At 61.4% G+C, this 14402-nt stretch carries 12 protein-coding genes; 7 read left to right on the top strand and 5 right to left on the bottom strand.

Annotated elements, in window-relative coordinates:
* The first annotated feature begins 11 nt into the window (after positions 1-11).
* The 5 genes from AWM69_RS11655 (at position 12) to AWM69_RS11635 (ending at position 4401) form a co-directional block, all read left to right on the top strand.
* A complete protein-coding gene (locus AWM69_RS11655) occupies positions 12-767 on the top strand; it encodes a transporter substrate-binding domain-containing protein (protein ID WP_048382137.1) in 756 nt (251 codons plus the stop codon).
* A 111-nt stretch (positions 768-878) separates the two neighbouring features.
* The gene (locus tag AWM69_RS11650) at positions 879-1598 is read left to right on the top strand and encodes an ABC transporter permease (RefSeq protein ID WP_131654710.1); all 720 of its coding nucleotides are present in this window, start codon (positions 879-881) and stop codon (positions 1596-1598) included.
* Entirely contained in the window at positions 1595-2305 is a 711-nt protein-coding gene (locus AWM69_RS11645; RefSeq protein WP_218726885.1) for an ABC transporter permease, read from the top strand. Before AWM69_RS11650 ends, AWM69_RS11645 begins: the two co-directional genes overlap by 4 nt.
* Positions 2306-2354: 49 nt before the next feature.
* Positions 2355-3596: an FAD-binding oxidoreductase gene (locus AWM69_RS11640; protein ID WP_218726883.1), complete on the top strand. Its 1242-nt coding sequence runs from the start codon at positions 2355-2357 to the stop codon at positions 3594-3596.
* 79 nt (positions 3597-3675) lie between these two features.
* On the top strand, positions 3676-4401 hold the full coding sequence (locus AWM69_RS11635; protein WP_131654746.1) for an amino acid ABC transporter ATP-binding protein: 726 nt from the start codon (positions 3676-3678) through the stop codon (positions 4399-4401).
* A 48-nt stretch (positions 4402-4449) separates the two neighbouring features.
* Here AWM69_RS11635 and AWM69_RS11630 read toward each other — a convergent pair whose 3' ends face one another.
* The gene (locus AWM69_RS11630) at positions 4450-6486 is read right to left on the bottom strand and encodes an NADPH-dependent 2,4-dienoyl-CoA reductase (protein ID WP_218726881.1); all 2037 of its coding nucleotides are present in this window, start codon (positions 6484-6486) and stop codon (positions 4450-4452) included.
* Positions 6487-6698: 212 nt separating this feature from the next.
* On the opposite strand from AWM69_RS11630, the gene AWM69_RS11625 reads away from it, so the two are divergent.
* The gene (locus AWM69_RS11625; protein ID WP_218726880.1) at positions 6699-7829 is read left to right on the top strand and encodes a carbon-nitrogen hydrolase family protein; all 1131 of its coding nucleotides are present in this window, start codon (positions 6699-6701) and stop codon (positions 7827-7829) included.
* Between the two features lie 4 nt (positions 7830-7833).
* The gene (locus AWM69_RS11620) at positions 7834-8874 is read left to right on the top strand and encodes an AraC family transcriptional regulator (protein WP_218726878.1); all 1041 of its coding nucleotides are present in this window, start codon (positions 7834-7836) and stop codon (positions 8872-8874) included.
* Positions 8875-9127: 253 nt separating this feature from the next.
* Here AWM69_RS11620 and AWM69_RS11615 read toward each other — a convergent pair whose 3' ends face one another.
* The 4 genes from AWM69_RS11615 to AWM69_RS11600 form a co-directional block, all read right to left on the bottom strand.
* Positions 9128-9997 (bottom strand): DUF2242 domain-containing protein, encoded by an 870-nt coding sequence (locus AWM69_RS11615; protein WP_218726876.1) that lies wholly within the window; start codon positions 9995-9997, stop codon positions 9128-9130.
* A 160-nt stretch (positions 9998-10157) separates the two neighbouring features.
* The gene (locus tag AWM69_RS11610) at positions 10158-11702 is read right to left on the bottom strand and encodes an MDR family MFS transporter (protein ID WP_218726874.1); all 1545 of its coding nucleotides are present in this window, start codon (positions 11700-11702) and stop codon (positions 10158-10160) included.
* Positions 11695-12846 carry an HlyD family secretion protein gene (locus AWM69_RS11605; protein ID WP_218726873.1) on the bottom strand — a complete coding sequence of 384 codons (1152 nt, stop codon included), beginning with the start codon at positions 12844-12846 and terminating at the stop codon, positions 11695-11697. Before AWM69_RS11605 ends, AWM69_RS11610 begins: the two co-directional genes overlap by 8 nt.
* Positions 12843-14345 carry an efflux transporter outer membrane subunit gene (locus AWM69_RS11600; protein ID WP_218726871.1) on the bottom strand — a complete coding sequence of 501 codons (1503 nt, stop codon included), beginning with the start codon at positions 14343-14345 and terminating at the stop codon, positions 12843-12845. The genes AWM69_RS11605 and AWM69_RS11600 overlap by 4 nt, the downstream gene beginning before the upstream one ends.
* Positions 14346-14402: the final 57 nt, after the last annotated feature.

Raw genomic sequence — 14402 nt, 5'->3', positions numbered from 1 at the left:
CGAGGTGCCAGATGAAAAACGTCATTCGCTTTGCCAGTGCCTGTGCCATGGTTGTTGCCGTCGCGTCCAATGCGCACGCCGACACGCTGACAATCGCCACGGAAGGCGCTTACCCTCCGTTCAACACCATTAACTCAGACGGTACGGTGTCCGGTTTTGACGTGGATATCACCAAAGCCTTGTGCGAACGCATGAATGCCCAGTGCACGATCGTGGCGCAGGATTGGGACGGCATCATTCCCGGGCTGATGGCGAAAAAGTACGACGCTATCGTGGCCTCGATGATTGTGACCGATGAGCGCAAAAAGAAAATCGCGTTTACCAATCATTACTACCGCACACCGCTGTCGATCGCCGTGCCCAAGGATTCAGACATCACCGATGCCCAGACCAACTTCAAGGGCCGAACCATCGGCGCCCAGGGCGCAGCCACCCAAGGCATCTATGCCGAAGATCACTACGAAAAGGCCGGCGCCAAGTTAAATCTCTATCCGACACTGGACGAAGCCAACAGCGAGTTGAAATCAGGCCGGGTCGATGCCGTGATTGCCGACAAGTTTCCGTTGCTGGAATGGATCAACAAGTCCAGCGATGACTGCTGCAAGATCATTGGTGATGTCGACGGCACCATGGCGGACGCCTCGATTGCCGTGCGCCAGGAAGACAACGCGCTGCGCGAGCGCTTTAACAAAGCGCTCGACGAAATCGTCGCCGATGGCACCTATAAAAAGATCTCCAGCCAATACTTCGACTTCGATATTTATTAAGTCGCCCGCCCTCAGCCCAGGCTGAGGGCCTCCCTGCCCAATTACCTTGCCCTGCGTACATGCTGTACGCAGCGGTTGAATGTCGGCCCAATTCTGCCCGGGGATTCGAGCATGCTCGATCAACTCTCACTTCTCTCTTTCGCCAGTGGTGGCTGGGGTTCGGCGCTGCTCGCCGGGGCCTTGGTGACCATTGCCCTGGCGCTAAGCTGCCTGCCCATCGGTTTGCCCCTGGGGCTGCTGGTGGCCGTGGCGGCACGCTCGAAAAACCGCTGGGCGCGCGCCTGGGCCACCACGTTTTCCACGGTGTTTCGCGGCTTGCCCGAATTGCTCACCCTGCTGATCATTTACTACGGCTGCCAGATTGCTGCGCAAAAAATCCTGGCCCTGATGGGCTACGACGTACAGGTCACGATCAATACCTTTGTGGCCGCCATGGTTGCGTTCAGCCTGGTGTTCGCCGCATTTTCCAGCGAAATCTGGCTGGGGGCGTTCAAAACCATTCCCAAGGGCCAGTTCGAAGCGGCGTCTGCACTGGGTCTGTCCCGATTCACCACATTCCGCAAGGTGGTGCTGCCACAGCTGGCACGCATCGCCCTGCCCGGCCTGTCTAACAACTGGCTTTCGCTGCTCAAGGACACCTCTCTGGTGTCGACCATCTCGCTGGTGGACCTGATGCGCCAGACCAATCTGGCGGTCAGCGTGACCAAGGAACCGATGCTGTTCTACAGCGTCGCCTGCCTCGGCTATCTGTTTTTCTCGGCCATTTCCGGGCGGCTGTTCAGCTTCCTTGAACGCTATTTCAGCCGCCACCAACGGAGCGTGCGCCCATGAGCCTGACCGATCTGCAAAACATGTTTCTCAGCCCTGACCTGCTGGAACGCTACGGCCCGCGCTTTATCGACGGGCTCCTGGTGACCGGCAAACTGGTGGCGATTTCGTTCACCCTGGGCGCGTTGCTCGGTTTGCTGATTGCCCTCGGGCGTTTGTCCAGCAACCGCTTTTTACGCAGTTTCACCGGCGCCTACGTCTACTTCTTCCGCGGCTCGCCGCTGCTGGCGCAATTGTTCCTGCTGTATTACGGCCTGGGCTCGTTCAAAGGCTTTTGGCAAGACGTCGGCTTGTGGTGGTTTTTCCGCGATGCCTGGTTCTGCACCCTGCTCGCCTTCACCTTGAACACCGCGGCCTATCAGGCCGAAATTCTGCGCGGCAGCATCCTGTCGGTGGCCCAGGGCCAACGCGAAGCCTGCAAGGCATTGAACCTGTCGCGCTGGACGACGTTCCGCAAAATCATCCTGCCGCAATCACTGCTGGTGGCCATCGGCCCACTGGGCAATGAATTGATCCTGATGATCAAGGCCAGCGCCATCGCCTCGCTGGTGACCATCTACGACTTGATGGGCGTCACCAAAATGGCCTTTTCCCGCAGCTTCGACTTCCAGATCTACCTGTGGGCCGCCGTGCTGTACCTGTTAATTGTGGAAGTGGTGCGCCGCAGCCTGAAGCTGATCGAAGGCCGCCTCGGACGTCACGTGCAGTAAGCCCATTATTCGGGCTGCAAACACGGCCCTCTGCATTAAGGATTTGTTTATGCATTGCGACACTATCGTTCTGGGGGCCGGCATCGTCGGCGTCAGTACCGCGCTGCAACTCCAGGCCCGCGGGCGCAACGTGGTGCTGATCGATCGCGCCCAACCCGGTACGGGAACCAGTCACGGCAACGCCGGGCTGATCGAACGCGCCAGCGTTATTCCCTACTCGTTCCCCCGGGAAATCGCCCGGCTGCTGCGCTATGGCCTCAATCAACAGTCAGATGTGCGCTACAGCCTCAAGCACCTGCCCAAGGCTGGCCGGTGGCTGATGCATTACTGGCGCGAGTCCGGCCCCTCAGGGCTGGCCAAGGCCACGCAAGCGATGCTGCCCCTGATTGAAAAATGCGTCAGCGAACATGACCTGTTGTCCGAGCCGGCCGGCATGGGCGGCCTGATTCAAGACAGCGGCTGGATCGAGGTCTATCGCACCCCGGCCGACTTCGACAAAGCCCAGCGCGATGCCGTCGCCCTGGCTGAGTACAAGCTCAACTACCGGGTGCTGGACCAGCAGCAAGTCCACGCACTGGAGCCGGGCCTGCACTCCGACGTCATCGGCGGCATTCACTGGCTCGACCCCAAGACCGTCAGCGATCCCGGCGGCCTGACCCGCGGCTACGCCGAACTGTTTATCAAACGTGGCGGCCACTTTGTGATCGGTGATGCCACCCGCCTGCGCTCAACGGCCGGCCAGTGGCAGGTGGAAAGCCAGAAAGGCCTGATTGTGGCCAACGAAGCGGTGATCGCACTCGGGCCACAGGCCCGGGATATTTTCGAGCCGTTGGGGTACCCGATTCCCCTGGCTATCAAGCGCGGTTACCACATGCATTACGCCGCACGGGATGGCCAGACCATGCAGCATCCTATTCTCGATTCGGTGGGCGGCTATGTCCTGGCCCCGATGGTGGGCGGCATTCGTCTGACCACCGGCATCGAATTTGCTGACAGCGATGACCCGATCAATGAAATCCAGCTGCGTCGCTGCGAAGCCCATGCCCAACGCCTGTACCCCCTGGGCGAGCGAGTGGACGCCGAGCCGTGGCTCGGGCGGCGTCCCTGCCTGCCGGACATGTGCCCGGTGATCGGCCCGGCCAGTCGCCACAAGGGCTTGTGGTTCAACTTTGGCCATGCTCACCACGGACTGACACTGGGCCCGGTCAGCGGGCGCTTGCTGGCCGAGATGATGACCGGCGAAAAACCCTTCACCGACCCGACCCCCTACAGCGCCGAGCGCTTTAACTGATCATTGGAGACACACTATGCACGCTCAAACTGCCCAGGTTCACAGCCATGTGTCGCCAGTCACTGACACTCGCAAGGTAGTGGTGGATATCGCCGGTCTGAACAAGTACTACAGCGCTTTTCACGTTCTGAAGGGCATCGACCTCAAAGTACGCGAAGGTGAGCGCATCGTTCTGTGCGGGCCGTCCGGCTCAGGCAAGTCGACCCTGATCCGCTGTATCAACCGACTGGAGATTGCCGAAAAAGGCAGCATCCTGATCAACAACACCGACCTGTCGCAGACCACCCGCGAAGCGGCCAAGGTGCGCAGCGAAATCGGCATGGTATTTCAGCATTTCAACCTGTTCCCGCACATGAGCGTGCTCGACAACTGCATTCTGGCGCCGATGTCGGTACGGGGTTTGTCGCGTAAAAAAGCCATCGAACTGGCGCAGCACTTTTTGAACAAGGTCGGCATCGCCAGCCAGGCCGACAAATACCCGAGCCAACTCTCCGGCGGCCAGCAGCAGCGCGTGGCTATCGCCCGGGCCTTGTGCATGGAACCGAAAATCATGCTGTTCGATGAGCCGACTTCGGCGCTTGACCCGGAAATGGTCAGCGAGGTGCTGGACGTGATGGTCAACCTGGCAGGCAGCGGCATGACCATGCTCTGCGTCACCCATGAAATGGGTTTTGCCCGGCAAGTGGCGGAGCGCGTACTGTTTCTGGATGGCGGCATGATCATCGAAGACGCGCCGCCGAACGACTTCTTCAATGCGCCGAAAAGCCCGCGGGCCAAGGCGTTCCTTGCACAGATCGTGCATTGAGACCCCGCCAGGCGCGAGCCTTCTCGCGCCTGGCGTTCAACAGGACTGTTACAGTTGCGCCGCCAGACGCGAGCCCTGATTGATCGCGCGCTTGGCGTCCAGTTCGGCCGCCACGTCGGCACCGCCAATCAAGTGCACGCTCTGGCCGGCTGCCAGCAGCCCGTCCTGCAACTCGCGCAACGGATCCTGCCCGGCGCAGATCACGATGTTGTCCACCGCCAGCAGCTGCGGCTCGCCCTCGCCCACCCGGACGTGCAACCCGGCGTCATCAATGCTCAGGTATTCCACACCGCTGAGCATCTGTACGCGCTTGTTCTTGAGGCCCGCACGGTGAATCCAGCCCGTTGTTTTACCCAGCCCGTTGCCGACCTTCGATGCCTTGCGTTGCAGCAGGTAAACCTGACGCGCCGGGGCCGGCACCTGCGGCGTGATCCCGGCAACCCCACCACGGGCCTCCAGCTGCGTATCAATGCCCCACTCACGCCAGAAAGCGTCGCGGTCCTGACTGGACGCCTCGCCCTGATGCACCAGGAACTCGGACACATCAAACCCGATGCCGCCGGCGCCAATGACTGCCACCTTGGTGCCCACCGGCTTGCGCTGGAGAATCACGTCCAGGTAGCTGAGCACTTTGGGATGCTCGACACCCGGGATCGCCGGAGTACGCGGGGCAATCCCGGTGGCCAGAATGATTTCGTCAAACTGGCCGGCCACCAATTGCGCCACGTCCACGCGGGTGTTCAGGCATAGTTCGACCCCGGTGGTTTGCAGCTTGCGATTGAAGTAACGCAGGGTTTCAAAGAATTCCTCCTTGCCCGGCACGCGCTTGGCGACATTGAACTGGCCGCCGATCTCGCTCGCGGCGTCAAACAGCATCACCTGATGCCCGCGCTCGGCCGCCACGGTTGCAGCAGCAAGCCCGGCAGGGCCTGCACCGACCACGGCGATTTTCTTCACGGCAATGGCCGGCAGGTAGTTGAGTTCGGTTTCGTGGCAAGCCCGCGGGTTGACCAGGCAACTGGTGAGCTTGCCACTGAAGGTGTGATCCAGACACGCCTGGTTGCAACCGATACAGGTATTGATTTCGTCACTGCGACCGGCGGCCGCCTTGTTGACGAAATCCGGGTCGGCCAGGAACGGACGCGCCATCGACACCATGTCAGCATCGCCCTCGGCCAGAATCTGCTCAGCGATGTCCGGTGTATTGATACGGTTGGTGGTGATCAACGGCACGTTGACCGAGCCCCGCAGCTTGGCCGTGACTTTGCTGAACGCACCGCGCGGAACCTTGGTGGCGATGGTCGGGATACGCGCTTCATGCCAGCCGATACCGGTGTTGATCAGGGTTGCTCCGGCCTGCTCGACAGCCTTGGCCAACTGCACGATCTCTTCCCAGACACTGCCTTGCGCCACCAGATCGAGCATCGACAGGCGATAGATAATAATGAAGTCCGTGCCAACGGCTTCGCGCACACGGCGCACGATCTCGATCGGCAGGCGCATGCGGTTTTCGTAACTGCCGCCCCAGCGGTCTGTGCGCTGGTTAGTGTGCGCGGCGAGGAACTGGTTAATCAGATAGCCTTCCGACCCCATGATCTCGACACCGTCGTACCCGGCGCTCTGGGCCAGTTTGGCGCAGGTCACAAAGTCGCTGATCTGCTTCTCGATGCCGTCTTCATCCAGCGCTGTTGGCGTGAACGGGTTGATCGGCGCCTGAATCGCGCTCGGCGCCACTTGCCGCGGGCTGTAGGCATAACGCCCGGCATGCAGGATCTGCAGGCAGATTTTGCCACCGGCCTCATGCACGGCACGGGTCACGACCACATGCTTTTCGGCCTCTTCGGCGGTGCTGAGCTTGGCGGCGCCGCTGTAAACACCGCCTTCGTCGTTGGGCGCAATGCCGCCGGTCACCATCAAACCCACACCACCCCGGGCGCGCTCGGCAAAGTAGGCGGCCATGCGTTCAAAGCCGCCGGGCTGCTCTTCCAGGCCCGTGTGCATCGAGCCCATGAGGCTGCGGTTGCGCAAGGTGGTAAAACCCAGGTCCAGCGGGGCCATTAAATTCGGGTAGTGAGAGGCGGTCATCGGGAAGCTCCACAACAGGCTGAATCACGGAACGCGGGATGCTCTGCGGCTCCCGTCGTTGGATGTCAGGCACAGTAAAGGCTCATCCCACCCCGCTCAATGACCCAAAATTACAAATTATTAACCCAAATGCGCAGCCCCCCTTGGCAAGCCGGCATGGGCCACCTACCCTAGAGGCCGAATCCTGAATACGGCTGCCTGCTCTATTTCCCATGCGTAAACTCATTGGCTGCACCTTACTGACCGCCCTTGTCGCCGCTGCCGGCGCTTACGGGTACTGGACCACTCAACGTGATGTCGGCCACTACCTGTCGGATTTACGTGTCGATCTGGCCATCAACGATGGGGCGGACAATCAGCGGGGCAATCTGCTCGGTATCGAGCCCGACTTGTCACCGCGCGACTTTCAAAGCCTGGCCCTGGTGCACCTGAAACTCGCCGCCTACCTTAATGCTGCCCGCGACGCCGGGTTGCTCAATGACAAAACCATCGTGGTACTGCCTGAGCACATCGGCACCTGGCTGATGTTCAAGGGCGAAAAGAATGAGCTGTACCAGGCTGCCAACCTGAACGAAGCCATGCGCTGGCTGGCGCTGAGCAACCCGCTGGATTTTGCTGGCGCCTGGTTGCGCGCTGATGGCGAAAGCCGGGTCAATGATGCGCACCTGCGGATGAAAGCCGACAGCATGGCTGCCGATTACCAGACGCTGTTTGGCGGCCTGGCCAAGGAATTTGGCGTGACCGTGGTGGCCGGGAGCATTGCGTTGCCGGCACCACGCATCGAGCACGGCAAGCTGCTGCCCGGCTCGGGGCCGCTGTACAACAGCAGTATCGTGTTTGGCAGTGACGGCGCACCGCTCGGCAAGCCGCAACGCCAGCTGTTGCCGACGTACGAAGAACAAAGCTACATCATGCCCAGCCCGGATCATCAGCTGAGTGTCATCGACACCCCCGCCGGCCGATTGGGCATCCTGGTGGGCAGCGACAGCTGGTACCCCGAAAACTACCGCTCCCTGAATGAACAAGGGGCGCAATTGATCGCCGTACCGGCGTTCATTGTGGGCAAGAACACTTGGGAAAATCCTTGGGGCGGCTATAAAAGCGTTTCCACGCCCAGCGAAATCAGCCTGCGCCCCGGTGAAGTCAGCGAAGGCGCAGCCTGGCACCGCCTGACCCTGATCAGCAGCCTGCCCACCAGCTCGGCCGAAGCCGGTGTCACGGTGTTCCTGCGGGGCAAGTTCTGGGACAAGCACAGTGCCGGCCAAGGCTTTATCAGTCGTAATGGCCAGACCAGCCCGGACATGCCGGCGACCGGTGCCCGACTGCTGAACCTCTGGCTGTAAGGCGATGAAACCGCTGCCGATGCGCCTGGGGGACCTGTCGGTGGGGTTTGTGCAAACCCTGGCGGACGCGGTGATCAGCTGCGGTCAGGATCCCCGACCGCTGCTTGAGCAGTTCGGCCTTGATCCTGCACGCCTCGCCCAGCCACTGGCACGGTTGTCGATCCCGCGTTACATGCGTCTGGGGCATGCAGCCATTGCATTGACCGGCAACCCGGCCCTGGGCTTGTGCATGGGCCGCCTCAGTCGCCTGAGCCAGCTCGGACTCGCCGGTGTCACCGCCGCCCAGGCCCCGACCGTCCGAGAAGCGGCCCGCACCCTGATTCGCTTCGAGCCCCTGTATGGTTCCAATTATCGCGGCCAGTCGAGCCTGCACGAGGACGCCCGGGGCGCGTGGCTGCGCTTCTATTCCATCAGCCCGTACAACGCCTATAACCGCTTTGTGGTGGACTCGATCATTGCCGGATGGCTGCAGCAGCTGTCATCCGTTGCAGACCAGCCCCTGAGCTGCGAACAGATCGACATTGAATTCAGCGAACCTGACTATGCCGGGCATTACGCCTCGCTGAGCCAGGTACCGGTGCACTTTCGCGCCGACACCAATCAACTGCGCCTGAACCACGCCACCCTCGACCTGCGCAACCCTCAGCACTGCCCGAGCACCTGGGCCTACCTGCTGCAATTGTGCGAGCGTGAACTGGAGCAATTGACCCGCACCCGCAGCCTGCGCGAGCGCATCACTCAATTGCTGGGACCTTTGCTCAATGGCGGTCGGGAGCCCGACCTGGAAGAAGTGGCGGCACGCCTGAAGCTGCCGACCTGGACGCTGCGGCGCAAGCTCAGCGAAGAAGGCACACAATTTCGCGCCATTCTCAACGACACGCGCCGCGACCTGGCCATGACCTATATCCGTGACACGGAGCTGGCCTTTGGCGAAATTGCCTATCTGTTGGGATTTGCCTCAGCCGAGGCGTTTCAGCGGGCATTCAAACGCTGGAACGCCGAAACTCCGGGAGAGTTCCGACGTCGCCAGCGCCATTCGGCGTGAATGCGACGCCGCCGAGTCAAAGCTCGGTGGCGTCGTCAGCAGGTTCCAGCGGGTCCAGTTCAAAGGCCTGATACTCGAGCAACTCTTCCTGATAGTCATCCATGGCTACATCCTCATCATCTGTTGGTTTTGATCATTGTTCAATGACAGTGAGCGCCAGCATAAAGTGCCCGCATGAAGAAAAAATGACAGCTTCATCGGCCTCCGGTACTCACAGTAAAACGTAGCAGATCGCTTCGGATTTAGCGCACCTTTATTGCGCTGGCGCAGGCTCTGCGCTGGCGGGTGCAGAGGGCTGTACCGTTTCAGGCACCGGGTCCTGCGGCGCAGGTTGCGCAGCGGCTGGAGGCGCAGTGTCCGGCACAGGTTGCACCTCGACCGGGCTGATGGGTTCTGCGGCTGCCGGCGGCACCACCGGCTGCGAGCCGGCAGGCTCGACTACTGCCTCGCTGGCAGGCACCGGAGCCGGTTCAGGTGCTGCCGGTGCCGGTGCCAGCGTCTTGGGCGCAGGTGCCGCGTCGATGTCAGCGGGTGCAGGCTCAGGCACACCGAGGTCAGCCTTGGGCTTTTCAGGGATGTGGGCCGCTTTTTTCACTTCCTTGGGCAGAAAGACTTCCACCAGGGTGAAATAACGCTCGTAGAACTGCGGTGAGGACACGGTTTCGCTGGCGACTTTAACCATCGAATCATCGGAAGAACCGATCGGCATCGATACCGAACCCAATACACCCACGCCAAGGCTGGCCGAATTGTTCACTTTCTTCAGCGCATAACGGTCCTGAAGCGCATTGGCAAACATCGTTGAATGGTGTTCCACCCCACCGTCTTCGGCGCACACCACGTTGAAGCTGATTTCCAGGTGGCTTTCGCCGGTCTGCTGGAAACTCTTGTGACCGCTGATCATGGTCGGGTCATTGCTGGTGATGATGTAGCCCTGACTGAGCAAGGCACGGCGCGCAGCCTCGCACGAGGCTTTGTCGGTAACCGGGTAATTACGCGAAAAAGTCCCTGAGTCATCGAAGTGCTCATGCTCGTAAATCGCGGTTTTCTGCGATGAGCAACCTGCGAGCCCCGTCAGCACTAGGGCGACAAGCGTGGTACGCAAGTGGAATGGCATAGACATTGAACATCCTGAAGATAACGGTGCGAGGCGTATTGTGCATCAGTTCGAGAGGCTCGCGCGCGGTTTGATTCCATACCGCTTGCTGTCTACGACGGCTGCACCGCCGGGCGCGGCCTCGCTCCCCCCGACCGCTGCTACGGGCCACGCCTTTGAGCCGTGATCAGCTCCTGGCTTGCTGGCGTAATGCTAAAGCGGCCACGCCGCACACAATCAACGCCACACAGGAAACGTAGAACGCATCGCTGTATGCCATCAGGTAAGCCTCGCGGCGCACGGTGTGCATGAGGCTTTCGATCACAAGCTGTTGAGCGGGCAACAATTGATTGAAGACAAAATCCTCGCTGCCAGCCATCCCGGCGCGCAGGCGCTCCTGAAACGACGGAGAAAACAGGGTGATGGACTCCCCCACCCGTTCCGAGTGAAAACGCTCGCGTATCGCCACCACCTGGGTCAATCCCGCCGTGCCCACGGCGCCGCCGAGGTTGCGCAGCATGGAAAACAAGGCGGAGGCGGAACCGGCCTCATCTTTGGCCAGCCCGGAGACCGCCAGCACCGACAACGCCACCATAATCAGCGGCTGCCCGATGCCTCGCACCACCGTGGAAGGAATAATCACGTTGGCGGCGCTATCGACATTCAGGTGCGCGCCCAGATAGCACCCCAGCGCCATGATGAAAAAACCACTGGCAACCATCAGCTTCGGGTTGAGCCATTTCATCAGGCGCGGCATGAACGGTGCCAGTACCAGTTGCACCATGCCGTAGGCAATCAGGCTGACACCGATTTCCCGTGCGCTATACCCCTGCAATTGGGAGAGGTAGTTGGGCACCAGAAACACCAAGCCAAAGGTGGCGCCGCCAAAGATGAACATCGCAGCGCTGGCCACGCCGAAGTTGTAGCTTTTGAGCAGACGCAAGTTGATGAAGGACCGCCGGCCGTACAGCTGTGACAGCACGAAATACACCAGGGCAATGCCTGCAATCACCGACATCCAGACAATGAACCCGGAGCCGAACCAGTCCTTGCGTCCCCCTTCTTCCAGAACGATCTGCAAGCCGCCCAAGCCCACGATCATGGCGGCAATGCCACCCCAGTCGCCGCGCCGGAGCAGGCTCAACTGCATGGGCTTGGCATCGATGGACCAGGCGACCGCCATCAGCAGGAGAATGCCCGGCGCCAATTGCAGATAGAAAATCCAGCGCCAGGAATAGGCGTCGGTGAGCCACCCGCCAATGGACGGGCCGGCGGCCTGGGCAACGCTGTTGGACAAAGCAAACAACGCCATGCCCATAGCGATCTTGCTGGGCGGAAATTCGGTGATGATCAGCTGGAACGACAGGGGGATCAGCACCGCACCCGCCGCACCCTGGATCACCCGGATAATAATCATCACCTGCAGGTTCGGCGCCCAGGAGCAGGCAACGGATGCCACCAGGAAAACAAATGAACCCATGAGCATCACCCGGCGCAGGGAGAACACCTGGACCAGCCAGGCCGTCAACGGGATCATCACGATTTCCGCGACCAGGTACGCGGTTGAAATCCACGATCCCTCCTCGAAGGTTGCGCCCAGGGATCCTTCGATTTCCGGCAGTGCAGCACTCGTCACATGCACGTTCATGCCCGCCATGAAACAACCGAACAGCCCGCCGATGACCGCAACCCAGGCGCGCATGGAGACGGCCTTTTCACCTGCCTCACTCATGGGCGGCGCCTTGCATCTGTGGGCGGGTATCCACGCGGGTAATCACAGACATGCCCGGCAAAATGGGGCCGCCCTCATCATGCTCATCAATTTCAACCTTCACTGCAAAGCGCTGCACGATCTTGGTGAAGTTGCCGGTTGCGTTATCCGACGGCAACAAGGCGAACACCGCCCCCGAGCCGGGCGAGAAGCTCACGACATGACCTTTGAGCCGACGCCCCGAATAGCTGTCGATCGTGATGTCCACCGCCTGCCCGGCGCGCATGTCACGCAGCTGGGTTTCCTTGTAATTGGCTACCACGTAAGCCTGCTGCACAGGAACCACCGCCAACAGCGGCAAACCCGGCACGACATATTGGCGAATCCGCACTTTGCGCTGCCCCACAACGCCGTCTATCGGTGAGCGGATCAACGTATCGTCCAGTGCGTGGACGGCCAGATTCAACCGGGCCTGCGCCTGGCGACGTCGGGCAATCTGTTGCTTGAGCGAAGCTTGCGCCAATTGGCGCCGAGTGATCGCAACACTCAGCCGGGTTTGTTGCTCTCGCTGCATCGCCTGCGCACTGTCCACCGCGGCATTGGCCTGGGTGTAGCTGGCGGCAGCGCTTTCCAGGCGCTGGGTACTGGCGGCGTGCTCGCGGGCCAAGCCTTCGTAACGGCGCTGATCGAGGGCCGCCCGACGCCTCTCTGCGCTCGCGCCACGGACATGGGCATCCGCTTGGGCAACAGCGGCCTTCTGCTGGGCAATCAGGCTGTCGGTGACGTGCAGATTCGCCTGTCGGGCTGCGACCGATGCCTCGGTTTCAGCCAATTCAGCGCGTGCCTGTTCCAGCCGGGCCTGATAATCACGATCCTCGATACGCACCAGTACATCCCCAGCCTTGACCGGCTGATCATCCTCCACCAGCACTTGGGCCACGTATCCGGACACCCGGGGACTGATCGGGATCCAGTCAGCACGCACATAGGCATCATCGGTCTGCTCCAGGTAACGGCCGATGGTCATCCAGTACACTCCGACCCCCACCGCCCCGAGCAACAGCGCAGCACCTCCAAGCAGGATCAAACGCCGTTTGCGGCGCTGCTTGCGCGCATGCGCTTGCTCGTCCTGGAGAACGGTTTTTTCATCAACGGCGATATTCATGGGCGGGCACCGGAAAAAGTGACGTTAGCGTGTGAGTACGAATCGACCGGGGCAGCGACCGAAGAGGATTGCCAGCCCCCGCCCAGCGCCCGGAACAGGGCGATCTGGCGTTGCAGCAACTGGCCATCGGCATCGGCGCGTGCGGCTTGCAGGCGAACCAGTTCGCGCTCGCTGTCCAGCACATCAAGAAAGTCGATAGAGCCAGCGCTGTAATTGATCTGTGCCAATGTCCAGGCCTGGCGACTGCTGTCGAGGGCCTGGCTCAAGGCCGCATGGTGTTGCCGCTCGCCGTCATACAACGCCAGAGCCTGACGCACCTCCTTCAGGGCGTTAAGGACACTGGCCTCGAATTGCGCCACCTCTACCTGCTCCAGCGCCCGGGCCTGGTTGACCCGTGCGCGATTGGCTCGCCAGTTGGGAAACTGCCAGGTCATCAGCGGGCCAATACCGAACATCACCGCGCTGCTGTCCCCCAACTCATGGGGCCTGTGACTGGATGCGGACACCGAAGCGCCAAAGGTCACCTTCGGGTACAGGTCAGCCTGAGCGATATCCACTTGTAACGAAGCTGCCTGCAGCACTCGCTCGGCCTGGCGAATATCCGGACGACGCGCCAACAGCTGCCATCCATCGCCCACCGGCAGCGCAGCGTTGAGTTGTGGCACAACGTCACAAGCGGCAACGCCGGTGCCCTGCTCCAGATCAGCCACGCCGGTCAACATCGCCAGCTCGTAAAGCGCCGCTTGCCGACGCGCCTCAAGCATGGGCAGCAGGGCCCGGGTTTCGCCTTGCAATGCTTGCATTCGGCGGTACTCAAGATCCGTGACCACACCGGCGCGACGCTGGCGGTCGATCAACGCCAGGCTTTGCCCGACCACTTGCAGGGAATGGCGCTGGACCTTCGCCCGCGCCCCCAGGGCACACGCGTTCACGTAGGCGCGGGTGGTTTGCGCCGCCACCGTGACGCGCAACAGGTCTTCGGCATCCTGTGCCGCTGCCGCCTGCACCTGAGACCGCTCGAGGGTACGTTGCACCTGGCCCCAGACGTCCACTTGGTAGGCCAGTTCGAGGCCGGGGTTGAACGCCCACTGTGACGGGGCCTGACGCTCGGTCGCCTCGGCCAGGGTCTGATCGTCGGCGGTCCTGCCATAAGCAGCGCCCAGCGATACCCGGGTCGACGGCCAGCGTTCGGCATCGGCCTGCATGATACCGGCCAGCATCGCTTCCACATGGGCCTGAGCCGCCGCAAGGTCACGGTTATGCGCCAACGCCTGCTGCACCAGCGCATCGAGCTCAGGATCGTTGTACAACTGCCACCAGCGCTCGGGCAATGCCCGGGCTGAAACACCTTGCGGCAGGCGATTCAATGCATCGGCTGGCGGCAGCTGCGGTTGGGCCGGCGGATGAGTCACCCATGCGGAGCAACCGGCCAACAAAACGAGCGCCCCGCCCAGGAACGAAAGACGGCCCGGCCACGGGTAAAAAGAAAGCGAACACATCACAGGAATCCAGAGTGCCAAGGAGAAGCGCAGCGTAAAAGAGCGCCGGACTGCGCT

The organism is Pseudomonas sp. D1HM (genome assembly GCF_019266105.1).
Taxonomy (GTDB): Bacteria; Pseudomonadota; Gammaproteobacteria; order Pseudomonadales; family Pseudomonadaceae; genus Aquipseudomonas; species Aquipseudomonas taetrolens.
Note: the sequence above shows the minus strand (reverse complement) of the source record. Positions and strands in the feature narration are given on the sequence as shown.